We start from the raw sequence: 22,103 nt of genomic DNA, 5'->3' as shown, positions 1-22,103 counted from the left end.
GCGAAGCCCCCGCCAGGCGCGAGTTTTGGGGCCCTCGTCCATTCCGGGGCACTGGCACGCAATTTGCTCCCTTGTGAGGCAGGTCGCCCTGGCGGACTATCCCGCTCCGGCTTCAGCCCGAATTTCTGGGAGGCAAGGTTTCTGCCCCCAACCACCTGGAGGACAACATGTCGAAGTCGCTTCAACTGATTAAAGAACACGACGTGAAGTGGATTGATCTGCGCTTCACCGACACCAAAGGCAAGCAGCAGCACGTGACCATGCCGGCCCGTGACGCCGATGACGAATTCTTCGAACACGGCAAGATGTTCGACGGTTCCTCCATCGAAGGCTGGAAAGGCATCGAAGCCTCCGACATGATCCTGCTGCCGGACGACAGCACTGCCGTGCTCGACCCGTTCACCGAAGAGCCGACCCTGATCCTGGTCTGCGACATCATCGAGCCGAGCACCATGCAAGGCTACGACCGCGACCCGCGCGCCATCGCCCGTCGCGCCGAGGAATTCCTCAAGACCACCGGCATCGGTGACACCGTATTCGTAGGCCCGGAGCCGGAGTTCTTCATCTTCGACGAAGTGAAGTTCAAGTCCGACATCTCCGGCTCCATGTTCAAGATCTTCTCCGAGCAGGCTTCCTGGAACACCGACGCTGACATCGAAGGCGGCAACAAGGGCCACCGTCCGGGCGTGAAGGGCGGCTACTTCCCGGTACCGCCGGTCGACCACGACCACGAAATCCGTACCGCCATGTGCAACGCCCTGGAAGAAATGGGCCTGGTCGTGGAAGTTCACCACCACGAAGTGGCGACTGCCGGCCAGAACGAGATCGGTGTGAAGTTCAACACCCTGGTCGCCAAGGCTGACGAAGTCCAGACCCTGAAGTACTGCGTGCACAACGTGGCTGACGCCTACGGCAAGACCGTGACCTTCATGCCCAAGCCCCTGTATGGCGACAACGGCTCGGGCATGCACGTGCACATGTCCATCTCCAAGGATGGCAAGAACACCTTCGCTGGCGAAGGCTATGCCGGCCTGTCCGATACCGCCCTGTACTTCATCGGCGGCATCATCAAGCACGGTAAGGCCCTGAACGGCTTCACCAACCCGTCGACCAACTCCTACAAGCGTCTGGTCCCGGGCTTCGAAGCCCCGGTAATGCTGGCCTACTCCGCCCGCAACCGTTCCGCCTCGATCCGTATCCCGTACGTGAACAGCCCGAAAGCCCGCCGTATCGAAGCGCGCTTCCCGGACCCGGCTGCCAACCCCTACCTGTGCTTCGCAGCTCTGCTGATGGCCGGTCTGGACGGCATCCAGAACAAGATCCACCCCGGCGATGCCGCCGACAAGAACCTGTACGACCTGCCGCCGGAAGAGGCGAAAGAGATCCCGCAGGTTTGCGGCAGCCTGAAAGAGGCGCTGGAAGAACTGGACAAGGGCCGCGCGTTCCTGACCAAGGGCGGCGTGTTCAGCGACGACTTCATCGATGCCTACATCGAGCTGAAGAGCGAAGAAGAAATCAAGGTGCGCACCTTCGTGCACCCGCTGGAATACGACCTGTACTACAGCGTCTGATCCACGAATACCTATAAACAGCGTCAACATTAAGGCCTCCTTCGGGAGGCCTTTTTTATGGCCCGTCAGATTTGGGCAGGGCATCTATCTGTAGGGGCGATTTCAATCGCCAAGCAGACCGCAGGTCTGCCCCCCGATATTGCGGGGCTGCTGCGCAGCCCATAGCGAATGAATTCGCCGCTACAATGATCGGCCCGAGCCGTCAGATCCCCCCATCTGCCGGCACGCCCTGCACTTCCGGCGGTTCGGCCCGTGGCTGGCGCATCCGGCTGAGTTGGACGTTCAGGCGCGGCATCGCCAGCTCCAGCCCGGTCTGGTCGAGACGCCGGCGCAGGCGCAGGTTGAACGCCCGCTGCACTTCCCATTGCTTGATCGGCGCGGTCTTGAAGCGGAAGCGCAGGATCGCCTGGCCGCTGTCGAAGCTCTCCACCCCCTGCATTTCCAGCGGCGACCACAGGTTGCGGTAGATGGAGGGATCGCTGCGCAGCTCCTTCGCCACCTCCTGGACCAGCGCCAGGGCGTCGTCGATCGGCATGCTCGCCGGCACCGGCCAACGGAACATGGCGTAGCCGAACTGCCGCGAGTAGTTCTTGATGCTCTTGATCTCGCTGAAGGGAATGGTGTGCACCACGCCGTCCAGGTCGCGCAGGCGCACGGTGCGGATGGTCAGTCCCTCCACCGTGCCCAGGTGGCCGCCGACGTCCACGTAGTCGTCGATCGACAGCGAGTCCTCGATGATGATGAACAGGCCGGTGATCAGGTCTGCCACCAGCGACTGGGCGCCGAAGCCGATGGCCAGGCCGATGACGCCGGCGCCGGCGAGCAGTGGCGTGACATTCATGCCCATATTGGCCAGGGCGACGATCAAGGCGATCACCGCGATGGTCACGAACAGCACGTTGCGGATCAGCGGCAGCATGGTGAGGGCGCGGGTGTTGGCACGGTTCCGGCCACTGACGCCCAAGCTGTGCTGCACCGCCGTGTCGCTGAGGATCCAGACCAGCCAGGCCACCAGCAGGGTGGTGCCGAAGCTCACCACTTTCATGCTGATCTGCTCGCCATCCCCCTCGGCATAGCGGATCAGCGACATGCCCCAGACCCGCAGCCCCACTTCGACAAAGAACAGCACCACGAACAAGTGCACCAGGGTGAGGCCGAAGCTGTGCAATTGTTCGACATAGGGTGCGCTACGCCTTGCCCCCTCGCCGATCCGGCCGGAGCGGCGGCGGATCAGGCCGATCACGGTCATCGCCACCACCGCCAGCACCGCCGAAAGCAGGGCGCGGCGCAGAGCCGAGTTGCTGTCGCCGGCGGAGACGAAGGTGGCGAACAGGGAGGTGCCCACCAGCAGCAGTACCGGCACGTACCATAGGGAACCGACCAGTTGCACCAGGTCATGCAGGCTGCGCCGCTTGAGGCGCCGGTCCAGCGGCTGGTTGCGGATCAGGTGGGCGATGGGGCGGCGGAAACGCAGCACGAACAGTGCCGTGAACAGGGCCGCGCTGGCATTGGCCAGGGTGCTCAGGCAGATCGCGGTGTGCTCGCCCAAGCCGGCGATCAGGCGCGGGTCATGGGCCGACTCCCCCAGGGCGGCCAGGCTGCCGATCAGCCAGAGCGGGCGGAACGCCTCGCGCCGCAGGATATCCAGCGCCCGCTGACGGTGCGGCCCGCCCAGGAGCGACAGGCAGATCACGCAGAGCGCGGAGAACAGCGTGCCGGATACCAGCACGTAGGCCATCACCATCGCCAGGGTCTTGCTCAGGGAGCTGGGCAGCACCAGCGAAAGGTAGAGGGTGATGAGGAAAGCGATCAGCCAGGGCCCCAGCTTGCGCAGGGCAAACAGCACCAGGTCGCGGGTCTTGGGGTCATGCGGCAGTTCCGCCGACAGGCCGAAACGCTCGCGCATGCGTCGCCCCAGCCAGAGCAGCAGCGACGCGAGGCAGGCCCAGAGCAGGATGACGACGGAAAAATCGAAGACGATCGCCGGCAGCTCGCGCCAGGCCGGCATACGTTCCTCCAGCTCGGCATGGGCCAGCTGGAGCTGCTTGCCCCACAGCCGCAGCGGGCTGTTGTCGCCCTGGAAACGCTTTTCCAGGTCGCCCAGGGTATCGCCGATCAGCGCCAGCACGCCGCTGTCCTCCTCCTTGCCCTTCCCGGTCACGTCGCGCAACTGCTTCAGTTTCTTCAGCAGGTCGGCGCGCTGCTTGTCGTTCTCCAGGGTCTGAATCACCTGGTCGAGCGACTGTTCGAGCTGGGCAGTGCTGATCTGCTCCCCGGACGAGGAGCTCCCCGCCAGCGGATTGGGCAGCGCGGCCTGGCCCTGCGGGGCGCAAAACAGGCCGAGGAGCAGGCAGAGCAGCAGCGGGACAATGAAACGAAGGGTAGGCAAGGGCAGCATCGGCACGAGAGGGACATTCCCTGAAAACAAGACGGACCGCAGCATCATACAAAAGCCGGCGGCCCGAGCCGCCACTCGGGGCAATCGCCCGCAGAGGTTGCGGCATGATCGGAAGGATTTGTTCATGTCGGTTCGATCTTTCCTGTAGGAGCGGCACCATTGTTGCTCAGCCGCACAACCAGGCCATGCCACTCTTGCCAGCCAACCCCACTGGTGCAAGGCTTAGCGACACTGCATGAACGGAGATCGCGCCATGCGTCCCCTGCTCGCCGGCCTGCTGCTGGCACTGGCCCTGCCAGCCACCGCACAGATCTACAAATACACCGATGCCAACGGCAACACGGTGTTCACCAACCAGCCACCGGACGGTGCCGCCAGCGAGAAGGTGGAGCTGCCCCCGACCAATGCGATCCAGGCGCAGCCGCCCAGCGCCCCGGCCAGCGATCCGGCCAGCACCGAACTCGAGGCCATCTACCAGGTGCTGGAACTGATCGATATCCCCGACGCGGAAGCCCTGCGCGCCAACAATGGCACTTTCAGCGTCAGCGTGCGCCTGGAGCCGCGCCTGCAGCCCAGCCACAGCCTGCGCCTGCGCCTGGACGGCCAACCCTATGGTCAGGCCGTCAACGTGCCACGCCTGCAAGTGGTGAATGTCGACCGCGGCGAGCACAGCCTGGCGGTGGACGTGCTCGCAGGCACCAAAGTGGTGCAGCGCAGTGCCCCCGTCAGCTTCACCGTCCAGCGGGTCAACACCAGCAGCCCTGCGCTGCGCCCGCCGCCCGCCCCAACACCCCGCCCCAGCAACTGACCGATGACCCGATTCCTGCTCCTCGCCCTGCTCTTCCTGGGCCAGCCCGTGCTGGCCGAGGTCTATACCTACATCGACGACGAGGGCAACCGCGTCTTCACCGACCGCCCCAAGCCCGGGAATGCCAAGCGCCTGGAGCTGGTGCCCTCCAACGCCATGGCCAGGCCGGCGCCGATCCAGCCACCGCCCCTCTACCAGGCGCCCATCCCCCGCGAACAGGGCTACCAGGTGCTGCGTATCCTGGTGCCCGAGCCCGATGCCACCGTCCGCGACGGCGAAGGCAACCTGATCGTCAGCGCCATGAGCGAGCCGGGCCTGCGCGCCAACCACAGCTATCGCCTGCTGCTGGACGGCCAGCCCGTGGCCGAGCCGGGCCGCAGCCCGGTGTTCCCGCTGCAGAACCTGGACCGTGGCACCCACCAGTTGGCGGTGGAAGTCATCGACGAGCAGGGCCGCGTGGTGGAGCGTACCCCCAGCCAGCCCGTGCATATCATGCGCGTATCCCTTTCGCAGAAGCGCCTGGCCCGTCCCTGCAAGAAGGACGACTATGGCGTGCGCCCGGAATGCCCGTTGAAGGACAAGCCCAAGGAAGAGAAAGACATCCCTTACGTGCCGTTCATGTGAACGGCGGGATGGCAAGACCCGGCGATGTCCGCATGGACATCGCTGCGCTCGCGCAACGCCACCCGCCCCATCCTGCGAAGTCGCCTTTCTGCGCACCACTTCGGTGCATATGCCTGCACCGCTTTCTATACTCTCCCCATTTTGGTTCGTCCGCGACCGGACGATCTGCTCTGAAAAGCGGCCCGAGCCGGCAGAAACCCTGTTTTCCCGCGTCTTTTCAGGGCTTTGGTTTGCTTCTTGCATTTTCCAGTCATCGCCCCGAGCGCCGAAGCCATGACCATAAACGACGCGATCCACCGACTGCTGCTGGATAACCTGACCACTGCGGTGATCCTGCTCAACGCCGACCTGCGCCTCGAGTACATGAACCCGGCGGCGGAGATGCTCCTCGCCGTCAGCGGCCAGCGCAGCCACGGCCAGTTCATCAGCGAGCTGTTCACCGAATCGCCCGAAGCGCTGGCCTCCCTGCGCCAGGCGGTGGAACAGGCGCATCCTTTCACCAAGCGCGAAGCCATGGTCACCTCGCTGTCCGGCCAGACCCTGACCGTCGACTACGCCGTGACCCCCGTGCTGCACCGCGGCGAAACCCTGCTCCTGCTGGAAGTGCACCCGCGTGACCGGCTGCTGCGGATCACCAAGGAAGAGGCCCAACTTTCCAAGCAGGAAACCACCAAATTGCTGGTGCGCGGCCTGGCCCACGAGATCAAGAATCCCCTCGGCGGCATCCGCGGCGCCGCCCAGCTGCTCTCCCGCGAGCTGCCGGAAGAGCACCTGAAGGACTACACCAACGTCATCATCGAAGAGGCCGACCGCCTTCGGAACCTGGTGGATCGCATGCTCGGCTCGAACAAGCTGCCGTCGCTCGCCATGACCAACATCCACGAGGTGCTGGAGCGCGTCTGCAGCCTGGTGGACGCCGAAAGCCAGGGCTGCATCAATCTGGTGCGCGACTACGACCCGAGCATCCCCGATGTCTTCATCGACAAGGAGCAGATGATCCAGGCCGTGCTCAACATAGTGCGCAACGCCATGCAGGCCATCTCCGCGCAAAACGAGCTGCGCCTTGGCCGCATCACCCTGCGCTCACGCACCCTGCGCCAGTTCACCATCGGCCATACCCGCCATCGCCTGGTGACCAAGGTGGAAATCATCGACAACGGCCCGGGCATTCCGGCCGAGCTCCAGGAAACCATCTTCTATCCCATGGTCAGCGGTCGTCCGGACGGTACCGGGCTGGGGCTGGCCATCGCCCAGAACATCATCAGTCAGCACCAGGGCCTGATCGAGTGTGAAAGCCATCCCGGGCACACCGTCTTCTCGATCTTCCTGCCGCTGGAACAAGGAGCTTCCTCGTCATGAGCCGTAGTGAAACCGTCTGGATCGTCGACGACGACCGTTCCATCCGCTGGGTCCTGGAAAAAGCCCTGCAACAGGAAGGCATGAACACCCAGAGCTTCGAGAGTGCCGACAGCCTGCTCGGCCGCCTCACCCGGCAGCAGCCGGACGTGATCATCTCCGACATCCGCATGCCAGGCGCCAGCGGCCTGGACCTGCTGGCACGGATCCGCGAGCTGCACCCGCGCCTCCCAGTCATCATCATGACCGCCCATTCCGACCTGGACAGCGCGGTGGCCTCCTACCAGGGCGGCGCCTTCGAGTACCTGCCCAAGCCCTTCGACGTGGACGAAGCCGTGTCGCTGGTCAAGCGCGCCTTCCAGCACGCCCAGGAACAGCAAGGCCTGGAAGCGCCGGCAGCCCAGACCCGCACCCCGGAGATCATCGGCGAAGCGCCGGCCATGCAGGAGGTGTTCCGCGCCATCGGCCGCCTCAGCCACTCCAATATCACGGTGCTGATCAACGGCGAATCCGGCACCGGCAAGGAGTTGGTGGCCCACGCCCTGCACCGCCACAGCCCGCGCGCCGCCTCGCCCTTCATCGCGCTGAACATGGCGGCGATCCCCAAGGACCTGATGGAGTCAGAGCTGTTCGGCCATGAGAAGGGCGCCTTCACCGGCGCCGCCAACCAGCGCCGCGGCCGCTTCGAGCAGGCCGACGGCGGCACCCTGTTCCTCGACGAGATCGGCGACATGCCGGCCGACACCCAGACCCGCCTATTGCGCGTACTGGCCGACGGCGAGTTCTACCGGGTCGGCGGCCACACCCCGGTGAAGGTGGACGTGCGCATCATCGCCGCCACCCACCAGAACCTGGAAAACCTGGTGCAGGCCGGCAAGTTCCGCGAAGACCTGTTCCACCGCCTGAACGTCATCCGCATCCACATCCCGCGCCTGGCCGACCGCCGCGAGGACATCCCGGCGCTGGCCCGGCACTTCCTCGCCCGCGCCGCCCAGGAGCTGGCAGTCGAACCCAAGCTGCTGAAGAACGAAACCGAGGACTACCTCAGGAACCTGCCCTGGCCGGGCAACGTGCGCCAGATGGAGAACACCTGCCGCTGGATCACCGTAATGGCCTCGGGCCGCGAGGTGCACGTCGACGATCTGCCACCGGAACTGCTCACCCAGCCCCAGGACACCGCTCCGGTGACCAACTGGGAGCAGGCACTGCGCCAATGGGCCGACCAGGCCCTGGCGCGCGGCCAGTCCAGCCTGCTGGACAGCGCCGTGCCCTCCTTCGAGCGGATCATGATCGAGACCGCCCTCAAGCACACCGCCGGCCGCCGCCGGGACGCCGCCGTGCTCCTGGGCTGGGGCCGCAACACCCTGACCCGCAAGATCAAGGAGCTGGGCATGAAAGTGGAAGGTGGCGACGACGACGACAACGACGTGGGCTGATTGCAGCCCAGGCGGGGCGCACTAGAGCGTCCCGCCCCCTTCCCCGCGCTGGCGGGCAAATCGCCAGTCAGGGCGGCTGCCTGCTGTCAGCACCGAATCCCCCCTCCATCACCGACCTCGCCCTTACCCCCCACGCCCGCTCCGAACGGTGTCTGCGCTTCCCGTGCGCAACTTATTCGACAGGGGAATTGGACCCGCGCTGGTGCCTGAGCAGCCGAGTTGCCTCAAAAAAGTGCCTCACGCAGCAGCGTACTCGGCCCTCAATGCCGAACGGAGAATCCCCCTACGAGCCTGGCCTGCATCCGCCAACGCCAGTAACCACGGGGCTTCCAGACATACAGGAAAGCGATGGGAATGGTGTTTCCAAGGAACTGGCACGCCCCCTGCATTACACCAGACAACAACAGTTTCGGGGGCCCTGGTACAGGCAGGCCAGGGAATCCCCGCTCTTATGACAGGTGGGCTGACGGCGTTCAGCCCCCACGGCCCGGAAAGGCCGCATGCAGGACAGCGTCGCCCTGGAGGCGACCAGGTTTCAGGGGGCCTTGGTACAGGCAGGCCGGGGATTCCCCTCTTTTATCCACAGGCGTGCTGGCTTCCAGCCGCCAGGGTTCCAGCGGAACCCAGCGCAGGACAGCGTCGCCGGCCAGAGCGGGCGACCACCCTTCAGGGGGCCTTGGTACAGGCAGGCCGAGGATTCCCCTCTCTTATTCGGCGCGCAGGCTGATCTCCAGCCGCCAGTGCCCATCCGCTGCGGCCCCCTTCCATTCACCGTGCAAGGGCCGCGCTGCGACGAAACGCAGCATCACACCCTCGGCCGCCCGCTGCACCCGCCAGCTCACCGGCGCCGAGTCCAATGCCAGCTGCCCCCGCGCCGCCGGACCAAAGGCGCCCAGTACCAGCGCATAGGCTCCTTCCAATTCTTCGACGCGCACCTCCGGCTCACGGTCGAACCAGAGCGCCAGGCCACCCTGGCGCACCTCGATGCGTTGCAGGTGCACCGGCTCGGGCTCCGTCAGGCGGCCGATCATCAACCCCAACAACAGGCCCAGCAGCGCCAGGGAGAACAAAAAGCGCGGCCACAGGCTCGGTCGTGGATCATCATCGGGAGTAGAATGCCGCCCGTCTTCGGGCTCGGGACCAGCCATGTTTCACGTCATCCTGTTTCAACCGGAAATTCCGCCGAATACCGGCAACATTATCAGGCTGTGCGCCAACTCTGGCTGCCATCTGCACCTGATCGAACCGCTCGGGTTCGAACTGGACGACAAGCGCCTGCGCCGCGCCGGACTGGACTACCACGAGTACGCCACCCTGCAGCGCTACGCAGACCTGGCCAGCTGCCTGGAAAGCCTAGGCCAGCCGCGGGTCTTCGCCTTCACCACCAAGGGCACCCGGCTGTTCCACGAAGTGGCCTACCAGAAGGGCGACGCCTTCCTCTTCGGCCCGGAAAGCCGCGGCCTGCCCCAGGAGGTCCGGGAAAGCCTGCCTCCCGAACAGCGCCTGCGCCTGCCGATGCGGCCCAACTGCCGCAGCCTGAACTTGTCCAATACCGTGGCCGTGGCGGTGTACGAGGCCTGGCGGCAGCATGATTTCAGTCTGGATTGAGCCAGCTCTTCTGTGGGGGCGAATTCATTCGCTGTGCAGCCCGCAGGGCTGCCCTCGAGCCCCTCAGGGACCGCTTCGCGGTCCTTAGCGAATGAATTCGCCCCCACAAGGTTTTCCCCGCCTACGATTTCCCGCCCAAAGAAAAAGCGCCCCGAAGGGCGCTTTTCATGAGGCCGGATGACTCAGGCCTGGGCTTCGCCGGCGGCCTGCAGGCGCGCCAGTTCCTGCGCGTAGAGCGCATCGAAGTTCACCGGGGAGAGCATCAGCGCCGGGAAGGAGCCGCGGACAACCAGGCTGTCCAGGGTTTCACGGGCGTAGGGGAAGAGGATGTTCGGGCAGAAAGCGCCCAGGGTGTGGCTCATGGAAGCCGCATCCAGGCCCTTGATCAGGAATATGCCGGCCTGCTGCACTTCGGCGATGAAGGCGGTTTCCTCGCCATTCTTCACGGTCACGGAGAGGGTCAGCACCACTTCGTGGAAGTCGCCGTCCAGCTGCTTCTGACGGGTGTTCAGGTCCAGGGCGACGCTCGGCGACCACTCCTGGCGGAAGATCTCGGGGCTCTTCGGCGCTTCGAAGGACAGGTCACGCACGTAGATGCGCTGCAGGGAGAACTGCGGGTTCTGGTTGTCGCCGTTGCTTGCTTGTTCAGTCATGGGTCTGCCTTGTTCTAGTGCGTTTCCGTTTGCGGGCGAGCCTGGAGCAGGGCGTCGAGCTTGCCGGCGCGCTCCAGGGCGTACAGGTCGTCACAGCCGCCCACGTGGGTCTGGCCGATCCAGATCTGCGGCACCGAGGTGCGCCCGGCCTTGCGGGTCATCTCGGCGCGAACTGCGGGATTGCCGTCGACGTTGATCTCTTCATACCTGACGCCCTTCTTGTCCAGCAATTGCTTGGCACGGACGCAGTAGGGGCACCAGGCGCTCGAGTAAACGACTATCTCTGCCATCTCACTTCACCAGGGGCAGGTTGTCGCCACGCCAGCTGCCGATCCCGCCGGACAGTTTAAGGGCGTTGAAACCGGCCTTCTTCAGGTCGCGGCAGACGGCGCCGGCATGCTGGCCCATGGTGTCGACGACGATGATGGCCTTGTCCTTGTGCTTGTCCAGCTCGGTGATGCGGCTGGGCAGCTTTTCAACGGGGATGTTCAGGGCGTCGACGATGTGGCCGCCGGAGAATTCCTTGTTGGCGCGCACGTCCAGCACCACGGCCTGGCCGCCGTTGACCATGGAGGTCAGCTCGCGGGTGGAGATGGCGCGGCCGCTGCGGCGCAGTTCGTGGGCCAGCAGCAGTGCCAACAGCACGACGAACGATCCACTCAGTACATAGTGGGTAGTGGCAAATTCAATCAGATGGGCGAGCATCGTCGGGTTCCGGGACGGTAAAATGCCGGCCAGTATACACAGCCCCACAGGTCGGCCAAACCCCGCCTGGCGGTGACGCCAACGGAACCAGAACGTAGAATGCCGCGTCTTTTTCCGGGGCCCGTGCCCGCTACTTTCCACCCTTTGCAGCAGAAGAGTCGGACTTTATGACAGCCACGCCCAAACCCCTGGTCCTGATCATCCTGGACGGTTTCGGTCACAGTGACAGCCCCGAGTACAACGCCATTCACGCCGCAAAGACCCCGGTCTACGACCGCCTGCGCGCCACCCTGCCCAACGGCCTGATTTCAGGCAGCGGCATGGATGTCGGCCTGCCGGACGGCCAGATGGGCAACTCCGAAGTCGGCCACATGAACCTCGGCGCCGGCCGCGTGGTGTACCAGGACTTCACCCGCGTGACCAAGGCGATCCGCGATGGCGACTTCTTCAGCAACCCGGAAATCACCGCTGCCGTGGACAAGGCCGTGGCCGCCGGCAAGGCCGTGCACTTCATGGGCCTGCTCTCCGAAGGCGGCGTGCACAGCCACCAGGACCACCTGGTCGCCATGGCCGAGCTGGCCGCCCAGCGCGGCGCCGAGAAGCTCTACCTGCACGCCTTCCTCGATGGCCGCGACACCCCGCCGAAGAGCGCCGAGCCGTCCATCAAGCTGCTGGACGAGGCCTTCGCCCGCCTCGGCAAGGGCCGCATCGCCAGCCTGATTGGCCGCTACTTCGCCATGGACCGCGACAACCGCTGGGACCGCGTCGAAGCCGCCTACAACCTGATCACCGAAGGCCAGGCCGAGTTCTCCGCCGCCACTGCCAGCGAAGGCCTGGCCGCCGCCTACGAGCGCGGCGAGAGCGACGAGTTCGTCAAGGCCACCCGCATCGGCGAGCCGGTGAAGGTCGAAGACGGCGACGCCGTGATCTTCATGAACTTCCGAGCCGACCGCGCCCGCGAGCTGTCCCGCGCGTTCGTCGAGCCGGGCTTCAAGGAGTTCACCCGCCAGCGCGAGCTGAAACTGGCCGACTACGTGATGCTCACCCAGTACGCTGCCAGCATCCCCGCCCCCAGCGCGTTCAAGCCGGAATCCCTGGACAACGTGCTGGGCGAGTACCTGGCGAAGAACGGCAAGACCCAGCTGCGCATCGCCGAGACCGAGAAGTACGCCCACGTGACCTTCTTCTTCTCCGGCGGCCGCGAAGAGCCTTTCGAGGGCGAAGAGCGCATCCTGATTCCATCGCCCAAGGTCGCCACCTATGACCTGCAGCCGGAAATGAGCGCCCCCGAGGTGACCGACAGGATCGTCGACGCCATCGAGAACCAGCGCTACGACGTGATAGTGGTCAACTACGCCAACGGCGACATGGTCGGCCACACCGGCGTGTTCGAGGCCGCGGTCAAGGCCGTGGAGTGCCTGGACAGCTGTGTCGGCCGCATCGTCGCGGCGCTGGACAAGGTCGGCGGCGAAGCCCTGATCACCGCCGACCACGGCAACGTCGAGCAGATGGAAGACGTGATGACCGGTCAGGCCCACACTGCCCACACCTGTGAGCCGGTGCCCTTCATCTATGTCGGCAAGCGCCCGGCGAAGGTCCGCGAAGGCGGTGTGCTGGCCGATGTGGCGCCGACCCTGCTGACCCTGATGGGCCTGCCGGTTCCGGCCGAGATGTCCGGCAAGACCATAGTCGAGCTGCAATGATCGACGCGGGCCGTCGCCTGAGCGCGGCCCGCACGCAGAAAATCTGCGCGCCTCATCAGGAAACGCCCCGAACCCCAGGTCCGGGGCGTTTTTTTTGCCCGGCACCACGGGCATACTAGACCGACCCTCCCCCCTGGTGCCCCACCCCCCATGTTTCGCGCCCTTGCCTTCGTAATCCTCGCCAGCCTGATCACCCCGGTCATGGCCGACCAGCGCGCCGAAACCCAGCAACAGCTGGACAAGGCCGCCAAGGACGTCGCCGAGCTGAAAAAGCTCCTGCAGCAACTGCAGCAGGAAAAGTCCGGCGTCCAGACCGACCTGAAAAAGACCGAAACCGAGATGGGCGGCCTGGAACAGCAGGTCAAGGACCTGCAGCAGGAGCTCGAGAAGAGCGAGGGCGAGATCCAGCGCCTGGATGGGGAGAAAAAAAAACTCCAGGACGCGCGCGCTGAGCAGCAGCGGCTGATCGGCATCCAGGCCCGCGCGGCCTACCAGAGCGGCCAGCAGGAATACGTCAAGCTGCTGCTCAACCAGCAGCATCCCGAGAAATTCGCCCGCACCCTCACCTACTACGATTACTTGAGCAAGGCCCGCCTGGAGCAGCTAGACACCTTCAACGAGACGCTGCGCCAGCTGGCCAATGTCGAACAGGAAATCACCGCCCAGCAGAACCAGCTCAACGAGCAGAAAGCCGCCCTCGACGGCCGCCGCGAACAGCTGGCCGCCGCGCGCAAGGAGCGCCAACTGGCCCTGGCCAAGCTGAACCAGGACGTCAGTGACCGCGACAAGAAGCTCAAGGCCCGCGAACAGGAACAGGCTGAACTGGGCAAGGTCCTCAAGACCATCGAAGAAACCCTGGCCCGCCAGGAGCGCGAAGCCCGCGCGGCCGAGGAAGCGCGCAAGCGCGCCCTCGCCGAACAGCAGCGCCAGCTGCGCGAACAACCGGTCGGCACGCCGGCCCGGGCCAGCAGCGGCCCGCTGGTATCGAGTACTGGCGGCAATTTCGGCGGCCCCTTCGCCAAGTCCCGCGGCCAGCTGCCCTGGCCGGTGGACGGCCGCCTGGTGGCGAGCTTCGGCTCGGCCCGTGGCGGCGACTCGCGGGCCAAATGGGACGGCGTGCTGATTGGCGCCCCGGCTGGCAGCAACGTGCGCGCAGTGCACGGCGGCCGCGTCGTGTTCGCCGACTGGTTGCGTGGCGCCGGGCTTCTGGTCATCCTCGACCATGGCAACGGCTACCTGAGCCTCTACGGTCACAACCAGCGTCTACTGAAAAATGCCGGTGATATCGTGAAAGCGGGCGAATCCATCGCCACAGTCGGCACCAGCGGCGGGCAGGACACTCCCGCCCTGTACTTCGCAATTCGCCAGCAGGGCCGACCGACCGACCCGGCACAGTGGTGCCGCGCGCAAGGATAGGCGCCACCTCATCTAGCAGGAGTTAGTTCGCATGTCGCATCAGTCCCGCCTCACTTCCCTGGCCATGGCACTGGCGCTGCTCGGCGGCGCCCCGCAGCTTCTGGCCGCCGAGGAGCCGGCAAATCTTCCCGCCACGGCGGTGAACGGCAAGGCGCCGCTGCCGCTGGACGAGCTGCGGACCTTCGCCGAGGTGCTGGACCGCATCAAATCCGCCTACGTCGAACCCGTGGATGACAAGACCCTGCTGGAAAACGCCATCAAAGGCATGCTCAGCAACCTCGACCCGCACTCGGCCTACCTGGAGCCGGAAGATTTCCAGGAGCTGCAGGAGAGCACCAGCGGTGAATTCGGCGGCCTGGGCATCGAGGTCGGCACCGAGGACGGCTTCGTCAAGGTGGTCTCGCCCATCGACGACACTCCGGCGTCCAAGGCCGGCATCCAGCCCGGCGACCTGATCGTGAAGATCGACGGCCAGCCGACCAAGGGCATCTCGCTGATAGAAGCGGTGGACAAGATGCGCGGCAAGGCCGGCAGCAAGATTGTCCTGACCCTGGTGCGCGACGGCGGCCAGCCCTTCGACGTCGAGCTGACCCGCGCGGCGATCAAGGTCAAGAGCGTGAAGAGCCAGATCCTCGAGAAAGGCTACGGCTACCTGCGCATCACCCAGTTCCAGGTCAACACCGGCGAAGAAGTCGGCAAGGCCCTGGCCAAGCTGCGCAAAGAAAACGACGGCCGCCTCAGCGGGCTCGTCCTCGACCTGCGCAACAACCCCGGCGGCGTGCTGCAGTCGGCCGTGGAAGTCTCCGACCACTTCCTGAGGAAGGGCCTGATCGTCTACACCAAGGGCCGCATCGCCAATTCCGAGCTGCGCTTCTCCGCCGACCCGGCCGACGCCAGCGAAGGCGTGCCGCTGGTGGTGCTGATCAATGGTGGCAGCGCCTCGGCCGCCGAGATCGTCGCCGGCGCCCTGCAGGACCACAAGCGCGGCGTGTTGATGGGCACCGACAGCTTCGGCAAGGGCTCGGTGCAGACCGTGCTGCCGCTGAACAACGACCGCGCGCTGAAACTGACCACCGCCCTCTACTACACCCCCAACGGCCGCTCGATCCAGGCCCAGGGCATAGTCCCGGACATCGAGGTGGCGCGCGCCAAGGTCACCCGCGAGCAGGACAGCGAAACCTTCAAGGAAGCCGACCTCGCCGGCCACCTGGGCAACGGTAATGGCGGCGCCGACAAGCCTAGCTCGGGCAAGGCCAAGTCGAACCAGCCGCGCCCGCAGGATGACGACTTCCAGCTGAGCCAGGCCCTCAACCTGCTGAAAGGCCTGAACGTCACCCGCGGGAAATGACGGTGCGCTGGGGTATCTGGTTGTTGGCGCTGTGGTTGGGCGCGACGGCAACCGGTGCCTGGGCCGCTCCGACAGCGCGTTTGGCCCTGGTGATCGACGACCTGGGCCAGAGCCCGGCCCGCGACCGCCGCGTCCTCGCCCTCCCCGGCCCGGTGGCGCTGTCCATCCTCCCGGATACCCCCCACTCCCGCGAACTGGCCGAAGCCGCCCACGCCGCCGGCAAGACGGTAATGTTGCACCTGCCCATGGACCCGGCCACCGGTCCCTATGCCTGGCATCCGGGGTTATCCACGGACGAGCTGGAGAAACGCCTCGATGCCGCCCTGCGCCAGGTTCCCTACGCGCGCGGCCTGAACAACCACATGGGCAGCCGCATGACCGCCCAGCGTCCGGCCATGGCCTTGTTGATGCAACGGCTGCAGCGGGATCACCGGTTCTTCATCGACAGCCGCACCAGCGCCGCCACGGTGGCCGCGGCCGAGGCGCAGAAGGTGGGCCTGGCCAGCCTCTCGCGGGACATTTTCCTCGATGACGACCAGAGCCCGGCGGCGGTGGCGGCGCAGTTCGACGCTGCACTGAAGCTGGCGCGCAAGCAGGGCTCGGCCCTGATGATCGGCCATCCCCATCCGGCCACCCTGGCGCTGCTGGAGCGTGAGCTGCCACGCCTGAAGGAGCAGGGCTTCGAGCTGATCGATGTGGAGATGCTGATCGCCCTGCGCGGCAACCAGGCCATGGTGGGCCATGGCAAGGCGGGGGTTTACAGGTAGGCGGCCGATCTTGGCGTTGGATCAATTGTGGGGGCGAATTCATTCGCCAAGCAGGCCGCAGGTCTGCCCTGCAATCTCCCAGGGGACCGCTGCGCGGTCCTTGGCGATTGAAATCGCCCCCACAAGAAAAAGCATCGCGAATGAATTCGCGAAGCAGGCCGCAGGCCTGCTCCGGCGGAATCACAGGTAGTTCTGGGTGATCTCGTCGACGAAGCCGTCGTTGCGCATTTCGTCCAGGGCCTTCTGCAGGCGCTCGATCACCTCCTCCGGGGTGTCCTTGTTGAAGGCCAGGTAGAGGTCGGCGCTGTTGAAGCGCAGCACAGTCTGCAGCCCGGTCACACCTTCCTGCTTGGCCAGGTAGCGGCCCACCGGATCGGTAGTGGCCCAGAGGTCGATCTGGCCCTTGAGCAGTTTCTTGACGTTCTCCTGGTCGCGCAGGGCGTTCTGCGGCGCCATGCCCTGGCTTTCCAGGTGCTGGCTCACGGCATCGTTCTTGTAGGCACCGATGCGGTACTGCGCGGCGCTCTTCAGGTCCTTGACGGCGAGGTTGTTGCCCGGCGCGGCGAGCAGCACCCACTCGGTCTTGGCGATCGGGCCGACCCACTTGAACAGCGGCTGGCGCTCGGGGGTGAAGGTGGTGGAGAACAGGCCGTAGTTGGACTTGTCCAGGGTCAGGCGATAGAGGCGGTCCCAGGGGAAGCGCAGGGTCAGGCTATAGCTGATGCCGGCACGCTTGAACATCTCGCGGACGATATCGGCGCTGATGCCGTCGATGCCGTCGTCGCGGGCGAAGTTCTTGTCGTCCACCGCCATGTTGAAGGGCGGGAAGTTCTCGGTGAGCAACACCACCTTGTAGTCCGCCGGCAACTCGGCGCGCGCCGTGAAGGCGATGAACATCAGGCCCAGGGTCAGGGCGCGTTGGATCAGCTTCTGCATGGTAATACCGCTCGCTTGGATTTGTGGTTGTGGCTAAGCGACTTCCTTGCGTGGGCTCCCCACCCACGGACATCTGTCCTGCCTTCCATGGCAATGGCAAACGACCGGCTCATGGCCGGTCGTTCGTGTCTTTCTACAGGTAGCTGTTGAGGATCTCGTCGACGAAGCCCTCGGCGCGCATCTGATCCAGTGCGGCCTGGAGTTTGTGCACCACTTCGTCGGGGACGTCCTTGTTCAGCGCCAGGAAGAGTTCGGCCTGGTTGAAGCGCAGAACGGTCTTCAGGCCGCTCACGCCTTCCTGCTTGGCCAGGTAGCGGCCGGCCGGATCACCGGTGGCCCAAAGGTCGATCTGGCCTTTTTCGAGTTTCTTGGCGTTTTCCTGGTCGCGCAGGGCGGTGATGGGTTCGAGCTTCTGCTGGGTCAGGTATTCGGCGATGGCGTCGCCCTTGTAGGCACCCACCTTGTACTTGCGCGCGTCATCCAGGCTGGCCAGGGCAACCTGGCTATCGGCGCGGGCCAGCATGATCCAGTCGTCCGGGCCGATCGGCCCGACCCACTTGAAGGACTGCTCGCGCTCGGGGAGCCGCGCGGTGACGAAAACGCCGTAGCCCGGTTTCTCCAGCGCCAGCTTGTAGATGCGATCCCAGGGAAAGCGCAGGGTCAGGCTGTACTTGACCCCGGCGCGCTTGAACATCTCGCGCACGATGTCGACGGCGATGCCGTCGATGTTGTCTTCCTGGGCGAAGTTCTTGCCGTTGATCGACATGTTGTAGGGCGGGAAGTTTTCCGTCAGGAGAACCACGCTGTAGTTCTCGTCCACTTCGGCGCGAGCTGCACCGGCCAATACCATCAGGGTACCGGCCAGCGCCAGCAGCAGGCGTTTCGACATATGCGGCTACCTTGCAGGAGAGAAGGGGAATGCGCTGAGCTTAACCTTGCGGTAACAAGGCTCGGGCATCAGCAGCCCAGGCTGCGAACTCCGTCACACGGAGCAGCCTGGGCGAAGGTCAAAGAATCGTGCTCAGCGCACCAGAATGCCGCGGCTGGCCAGGTAGGCCTTGGCCTCGGGCACGGTGTACTCGCCGAAGTGGAAGATGCTCGCCGCCAGAACGGCGTCCGCCTTGCCTTCGAGGATGCCGGCCGCCAGGTGCTCGAGATTGCCGACGCCGCCCGAGGCGATCACCGGAATCCCGACGCTCTCGCTGATGGCGCGGGTAACGCCCAGGTCGTAACCGCTCTTCACGCCATCCTGGTCCATGCTGGTGAGCAGGATCTCACCGGCGCCCAGGTCTTCCATTTTCTTCGCCCAGGCCACGGCATCCAGGCCGGTGGGCTTGCGCCCGCCATGGGTGAAGATTTCCCAGCGCGGCGTTTCTCCGGGGCCCGACACTTTCTTGGCGTCGATGGCGACCACGATGCACTGGGAGCCGAAACGTGAAGCAGCCTCACCGACGAATTCCGGGGTGAAGACCGCTGCGGTGTTGATCGACACCTTGTCGGCGCCGGCATTGAGCAGGTTGCGGATGTCCTGCACGGTACGCACGCCACCGCCCACGGTCAGCGGGATGAACACCTGGCTGGCCATGCGCTCCACGGTGTGCAGGGTGGTGTCGCGGCCGTCGACACTGGCGGTGATGTCGAGGAAGGTGATCTCGTCGGCGCCCTGCTCATCGTAGCGACGGGCGATTTCCACCGGGTCGCCGGCGTCGCGGATATTCTCGAACTTGACGCCCTTGACCACTCGGCCGTTGTCGACGTCGAGGCAAGGGATAATGCGTTTTGCCAAAGCCATAACAGTGTTCCCGTTGGGTGCGCCGCGCGCACCGGTAGCCTTCGATTAGCCCTTGTAGCTGTCGCAGAAGGCCTGGGCTTCAGCCACGTCCAGGGTGCCTTCGTAGATAGCGCGGCCGGTGATCGCGCCGATGATGCCGGGTGCCTTGGCGGCCAGCAGCTTCTCGATGTCGCCGAGGTTGTGGATACCGCCGGATGCGATCACCGGGATCTTGCTGGCGGCGGCCAGGGCGGCGGTCGCTTCGACGTTGCAGCCCTGCATCATCCCGTCCTTGGCGATGTCGGTGTAGACGATGGCGGATACGCCGTCGGCCTCGAAACGCTTCGCCAGGTCGACCGCCTGCACGCTGCTGACTTCAGCCCAGCCATCGGTGGCGACGAATCCGTCCTTGGCGTCCAGGCCGACGATGACCTTGCCCGGGAAGGCCTTGCAGGCCTCGGTGACGAATTCCGGCTGCTTCACCGCCTTGGTGCCGATGATCACGTAGCTCACGCCAGCCTTGACGTAGTGCTCGATGGTTTCCAGGGAGCGGATGCCGCCACCGATCTGGATCGGCAGTTGCGGGTAGCGCCTGGCGATGGCGGTGACGACCTCGCCATTGACCGGCTGACCTTCGAAGGCGCCGTTCAGGTCCACCAGGTGCAGGCGGCGGCAACCACCGTCCACCCACTTGGCGGCCATGCTCACCGGGTCGTCGGAGAACACGGTGGAGTCTTCCATACGGCCCTGGCGCAGACGCACGCAGGCGCCGTCCTTCAGATCGATAGCGGGGATAATCAGCATCGGTTCAACCTGTTCGAAGTCAGTGGAATCGGCGTGACGCTCAGTCTTTCTCGAGCGCCCACAAGTCACTCTCGATGCTTTCGAACCTGTCTTTCAGGTGCGCCTGCACATCGAAGATCGCCTTGTTGTAGAAATGCGGTGCGAACTCCCGGGCGAAGAAATCCAGCACTTCCTCGGCCTCGAAGGAGCCCAGCTCCAGCTCGAAGCGATCAGCCATGAAACGCTTGATCGCCAACACCGCGCCCTGGGTCTGGGCGGCGTCGAGTTGCAGGCTGGGGACCTTCTTCGCGCGGCTCATCGGCTTACCAGCGCCCGTCCCAGGCGGCGAAGTTCTGCAGCAGCTGCAGGCCGTGGGTGTGGCTCTTCTCCGGGTGGAACTGCACGGCGAAGCGCGAACCATCGGCCAGGGCGGCGGCGAAATCCTTGCCGTAGTGGCCGCGGCCTACCACCTGAGTGGGATTGCCGGCCTCGATGTAATAGCTGTGCACGAAGTAGAAGCGCGCCCGGTCGGGAATGCTGTGCCAGAGCGGATGAGCGACGCTCTGCGCCACTTCGTTCCAGCCCATGTGCGGCACCTTGAGCTGCTCGCCATCTTCCACCAGGCCCTTGCCGAAGAAACGCACCTGGCCCGGGAACAGGCCGATGCAGTCGACTCCGTCGTTCTCCTCGCTGTGCTCCAGCAACGCCTGCATGCCGACGCAGATGCCGAGGAAAGGGCGGTCCTTGCTGACTTCCTGCACCAGGCTGTCGAAGCCGAGGCGACGGATCTCTGCCATGCAATCGCGGATGGCGCCGACGCCGGGGAAGACCACCCGGTCGGCTTCGCGGATCACATTGGAGTCACTGGTGACCAGCACGCGGCCGGCACCGACGTGCTCCAGGGCCTTGGCGACCGAGTGCAGGTTGCCCATGCCATAGTCGATGACTGCGACCGTCTGCATCAGAGCACGCCCTTGGTGGATGGCATCTGCCCGGCCATGCGCGGGTCGCGCTCGACGGCCATGCGCAGGGCGCGGCCGAAGGCCTTGAATACGGTTTCGATCTGGTGGTGGGTGTTGTGGCCACGCAGGTTGTCGATGTGCAGGCTCACCAGGGCGTGGTTGACGAAGCCCTGGAAGAACTCCTGGAACAGGTCCACATCGAAGCCGCCGACCACCGCGCGGGTGAAGGGCACGTGCATCTGCAGGCCGGGGCGGCCGGAGAAATCGATGACCACCCGCGACAGGGCCTCGTCCAGCGGCACATAGGAATGGCCGTAGCGGACTATGCCCTTCTTGTCGCCGAGGGCACGGGTAAAGGCCTGGCCGAGGGTGATGCCGACGTCTTCCACCGTGTGGTGATCGTCGATATGCAGATCGCCCTTGCACTCGATGTCCAGGTCGATCAGGCCGTGGCGGGCGATCTGGTCGAGCATGTGCTCGAGGAAGGGCACGCCGATATCGAAGCGGGCCTTGCCAGTGCCGTCCAGGTTGATCGAGACCTTGATCTGGGTTTCCAGGGTATTGCGTTCGACGGATGCCGTACGTTCGGCCATCACCAGCTCCACAAAAAGGCTCACGAAAAAGAGCGCCATTATAGGCCGCCGCGCCTTGGCGCCGCTACCGACGGCGGTCGGCGGGGTTTACACTGCTGGGCCGCGCCAGCGATGCCCTCCAGGAGCCACCATGCCCGTAGTAGTCGAGACCCTGAACAACCCGTCCGAGCAGGATCGCGGCGACCTGGCGAAGATCTACGCCGACGCCCCCGAGTGGTTGCTGGCGCCCTACGCCAACGCCGCCGAACTGGTGCAGCGTGGCCTGGACGAGGGCCTGCTGGTTGCCGGGCGCTTCAACGACCGGTTACTGGGCGCGGCCCTAGTGGTGCGCGGCGAAAGCTACTGGCGGCTGTCCCACCTCTGCGTACGCCAGGTGACCCGCCACCGCGGCGTCGGCCGCCGCCTGGTGGAAGAAGCCGCGCGCCTCGCCCGGGAGGCCGGCAAGCCGCTGCACCTGGCGGCCCCGGGAGGCCACCTGGAAAGCCAGGCCCTGGCCGCGCGCCTGCACCTGCCGCTGGAAAGCCTCTGAGACGGATGCGTCAACATGACGCACGGGAGGAAAGCCGCCGAGCGGATTTCCATCCCGGACACCTCGAACGCTGAACCGTCGGCGGCTTTCGCCATCCAAAGTCCGAAACCCGCTGTTCGAGGCCGGCGTCGGCGCA

Annotated in this window: 23 protein-coding genes; 11 read left to right on the top strand and 12 right to left on the bottom strand. The window is 65.3% G+C overall.

Going from position 1 to position 22,103, the window contains the following annotated elements:
* The first annotated feature begins 167 nt into the window (after positions 1-167).
* Positions 168-1,571, top strand: a complete 1,404-nt coding sequence (gene glnA, locus E8F12_RS17665) for a glutamate--ammonia ligase (protein WP_280326506.1) — start codon at positions 168-170, stop codon at positions 1,569-1,571.
* Positions 1,572-1,773: 202 nt separating this feature from the next.
* On the opposite strand, the gene E8F12_RS17660 is transcribed toward glnA, so the two are convergent.
* Complete coding sequence (locus E8F12_RS17660; RefSeq protein WP_280326525.1) at positions 1,774-3,969, bottom strand: mechanosensitive ion channel family protein; 2,196 nt, start codon at positions 3,967-3,969, stop codon at positions 1,774-1,776.
* Positions 3,970-4,222: 253 nt separating this feature from the next.
* Between E8F12_RS17660 and E8F12_RS17655 the strand changes: the two genes are divergently transcribed.
* The 4 genes from E8F12_RS17655 to ntrC all read left to right on the top strand — a co-directional run bounded on the left by E8F12_RS17655 (position 4,223) and on the right by ntrC (position 8,193).
* Positions 4,223-4,777 (top strand): DUF4124 domain-containing protein, encoded by a 555-nt coding sequence (locus E8F12_RS17655; protein ID WP_280326505.1) that lies wholly within the window; start codon positions 4,223-4,225, stop codon positions 4,775-4,777.
* Between the two features lie 3 nt (positions 4,778-4,780).
* The gene (locus E8F12_RS17650; protein ID WP_280326504.1) at positions 4,781-5,401 is read left to right on the top strand and encodes a DUF4124 domain-containing protein; all 621 of its coding nucleotides are present in this window, start codon (positions 4,781-4,783) and stop codon (positions 5,399-5,401) included.
* A gap of 273 nt (positions 5,402-5,674) precedes the next feature.
* A complete protein-coding gene (gene glnL / locus E8F12_RS17645; protein ID WP_280287228.1) occupies positions 5,675-6,760 on the top strand; it encodes a nitrogen regulation protein NR(II) in 1,086 nt (361 codons plus the stop codon).
* Positions 6,757-8,193 (top strand): nitrogen regulation protein NR(I), encoded by a 1,437-nt coding sequence (gene ntrC, locus E8F12_RS17640; protein ID WP_280326503.1) that lies wholly within the window; start codon positions 6,757-6,759, stop codon positions 8,191-8,193. Before glnL ends, ntrC begins: the two co-directional genes overlap by 4 nt.
* A 707-nt stretch (positions 8,194-8,900) precedes the next feature.
* Here the strand turns inward: ntrC and E8F12_RS17635 are convergent.
* Entirely contained in the window at positions 8,901-9,341 is a 441-nt protein-coding gene (locus tag E8F12_RS17635; RefSeq protein ID WP_280326502.1) for a hypothetical protein, read from the bottom strand.
* Between E8F12_RS17635 and trmL the strand changes: the two genes are divergently transcribed.
* Positions 9,340-9,801 (top strand): tRNA (uridine(34)/cytosine(34)/5-carboxymethylaminomethyluridine(34)-2'-O)-methyltransferase TrmL, encoded by a 462-nt coding sequence (gene trmL, locus E8F12_RS17630; protein WP_280326501.1) that lies wholly within the window; start codon positions 9,340-9,342, stop codon positions 9,799-9,801. The genes E8F12_RS17635 and trmL overlap by 2 nt on opposite strands.
* Before the next feature lie 182 nt (positions 9,802-9,983).
* On the opposite strand, the gene secB is transcribed toward trmL, so the two are convergent.
* Genes secB through E8F12_RS17615 form a run of 3 tightly spaced genes read right to left on the bottom strand, consistent with a single transcriptional unit; the run spans position 9,984 to position 11,159 of the window.
* Positions 9,984-10,454 (bottom strand): protein-export chaperone SecB, encoded by a 471-nt coding sequence (gene secB, locus E8F12_RS17625; RefSeq protein ID WP_280287223.1) that lies wholly within the window; start codon positions 10,452-10,454, stop codon positions 9,984-9,986.
* Positions 10,455-10,468: 14 nt separating this feature from the next.
* On the bottom strand, positions 10,469-10,744 hold the full coding sequence (gene grxC, locus E8F12_RS17620) for a glutaredoxin 3 (protein WP_280326500.1): 276 nt from the start codon (positions 10,742-10,744) through the stop codon (positions 10,469-10,471).
* Position 10,745: 1 nt separating this feature from the next.
* Positions 10,746-11,159 (bottom strand): rhodanese-like domain-containing protein, encoded by a 414-nt coding sequence (locus E8F12_RS17615; RefSeq protein WP_280326499.1) that lies wholly within the window; start codon positions 11,157-11,159, stop codon positions 10,746-10,748.
* Between the two features lie 167 nt (positions 11,160-11,326).
* On the opposite strand from E8F12_RS17615, the gene gpmI reads away from it, so the two are divergent.
* The 4 genes from gpmI (at position 11,327) to E8F12_RS17595 (ending at position 16,393) form a co-directional block, all read left to right on the top strand.
* Complete coding sequence (gene gpmI, locus E8F12_RS17610) at positions 11,327-12,862, top strand: 2,3-bisphosphoglycerate-independent phosphoglycerate mutase (RefSeq protein ID WP_280326498.1); 1,536 nt, start codon at positions 11,327-11,329, stop codon at positions 12,860-12,862.
* Between the two features lie 150 nt (positions 12,863-13,012).
* Complete coding sequence (locus E8F12_RS17605; RefSeq protein WP_280326497.1) at positions 13,013-14,278, top strand: murein hydrolase activator EnvC; 1,266 nt, start codon at positions 13,013-13,015, stop codon at positions 14,276-14,278.
* 31 nt (positions 14,279-14,309) lie between these two features.
* Positions 14,310-15,626 (top strand): S41 family peptidase, encoded by a 1,317-nt coding sequence (locus tag E8F12_RS17600; protein ID WP_280326496.1) that lies wholly within the window; start codon positions 14,310-14,312, stop codon positions 15,624-15,626.
* Between the two features lie 2 nt (positions 15,627-15,628).
* Positions 15,629-16,393, top strand: coding sequence for a divergent polysaccharide deacetylase family protein (locus E8F12_RS17595; protein WP_280326495.1), 765 nt, complete (start codon positions 15,629-15,631; stop codon positions 16,391-16,393).
* A gap of 180 nt (positions 16,394-16,573) precedes the next feature.
* On the opposite strand, the gene E8F12_RS17590 is transcribed toward E8F12_RS17595, so the two are convergent.
* The 7 genes from E8F12_RS17590 to hisB all read right to left on the bottom strand — a co-directional run bounded on the left by E8F12_RS17590 (position 16,574) and on the right by hisB (position 21,438).
* Positions 16,574-17,329 carry an ABC transporter substrate-binding protein gene (locus E8F12_RS17590; protein WP_280326494.1) on the bottom strand — a complete coding sequence of 252 codons (756 nt, stop codon included), beginning with the start codon at positions 17,327-17,329 and terminating at the stop codon, positions 16,574-16,576.
* A 133-nt stretch (positions 17,330-17,462) separates the two neighbouring features.
* The gene (locus E8F12_RS17585; protein WP_280326493.1) at positions 17,463-18,218 is read right to left on the bottom strand and encodes an ABC transporter substrate-binding protein; all 756 of its coding nucleotides are present in this window, start codon (positions 18,216-18,218) and stop codon (positions 17,463-17,465) included.
* 132 nt (positions 18,219-18,350) lie between these two features.
* Positions 18,351-19,121 (bottom strand): imidazole glycerol phosphate synthase subunit HisF, encoded by a 771-nt coding sequence (gene hisF / locus E8F12_RS17580; RefSeq protein ID WP_280287214.1) that lies wholly within the window; start codon positions 19,119-19,121, stop codon positions 18,351-18,353.
* 45 nt (positions 19,122-19,166) lie between these two features.
* Positions 19,167-19,904, bottom strand: coding sequence for a 1-(5-phosphoribosyl)-5-[(5-phosphoribosylamino)methylideneamino]imidazole-4-carboxamide isomerase (gene hisA, locus E8F12_RS17575; protein ID WP_280326492.1), 738 nt, complete (start codon positions 19,902-19,904; stop codon positions 19,167-19,169).
* Positions 19,905-19,944: 40 nt separating this feature from the next.
* A complete protein-coding gene (locus E8F12_RS17570; protein WP_280326491.1) occupies positions 19,945-20,202 on the bottom strand; it encodes a DUF2164 domain-containing protein in 258 nt (85 codons plus the stop codon).
* A gap of 4 nt (positions 20,203-20,206) precedes the next feature.
* Positions 20,207-20,845 (bottom strand): imidazole glycerol phosphate synthase subunit HisH, encoded by a 639-nt coding sequence (hisH, locus tag E8F12_RS17565; RefSeq protein ID WP_280326490.1) that lies wholly within the window; start codon positions 20,843-20,845, stop codon positions 20,207-20,209.
* Positions 20,845-21,438: an imidazoleglycerol-phosphate dehydratase HisB gene (hisB, locus tag E8F12_RS17560; protein WP_280326489.1), complete on the bottom strand. Its 594-nt coding sequence runs from the start codon at positions 21,436-21,438 to the stop codon at positions 20,845-20,847. The genes hisH and hisB overlap by 1 nt, the downstream gene beginning before the upstream one ends.
* 130 nt (positions 21,439-21,568) lie before the next feature.
* On the opposite strand from hisB, the gene panM reads away from it, so the two are divergent.
* Positions 21,569-21,967 carry an aspartate 1-decarboxylase autocleavage activator PanM gene (gene panM, locus E8F12_RS17555; protein ID WP_280326488.1) on the top strand — a complete coding sequence of 133 codons (399 nt, stop codon included), beginning with the start codon at positions 21,569-21,571 and terminating at the stop codon, positions 21,965-21,967.
* Positions 21,968-22,103 lie beyond the last annotated feature (136 nt).

Source organism: Pseudomonas sp. BN102 (assembly GCF_029871245.1).
GTDB lineage: Bacteria > Pseudomonadota > Gammaproteobacteria > Pseudomonadales > Pseudomonadaceae > Metapseudomonas.
Note: the sequence above shows the minus strand (reverse complement) of the source record. Positions and strands in the feature narration are given on the sequence as shown.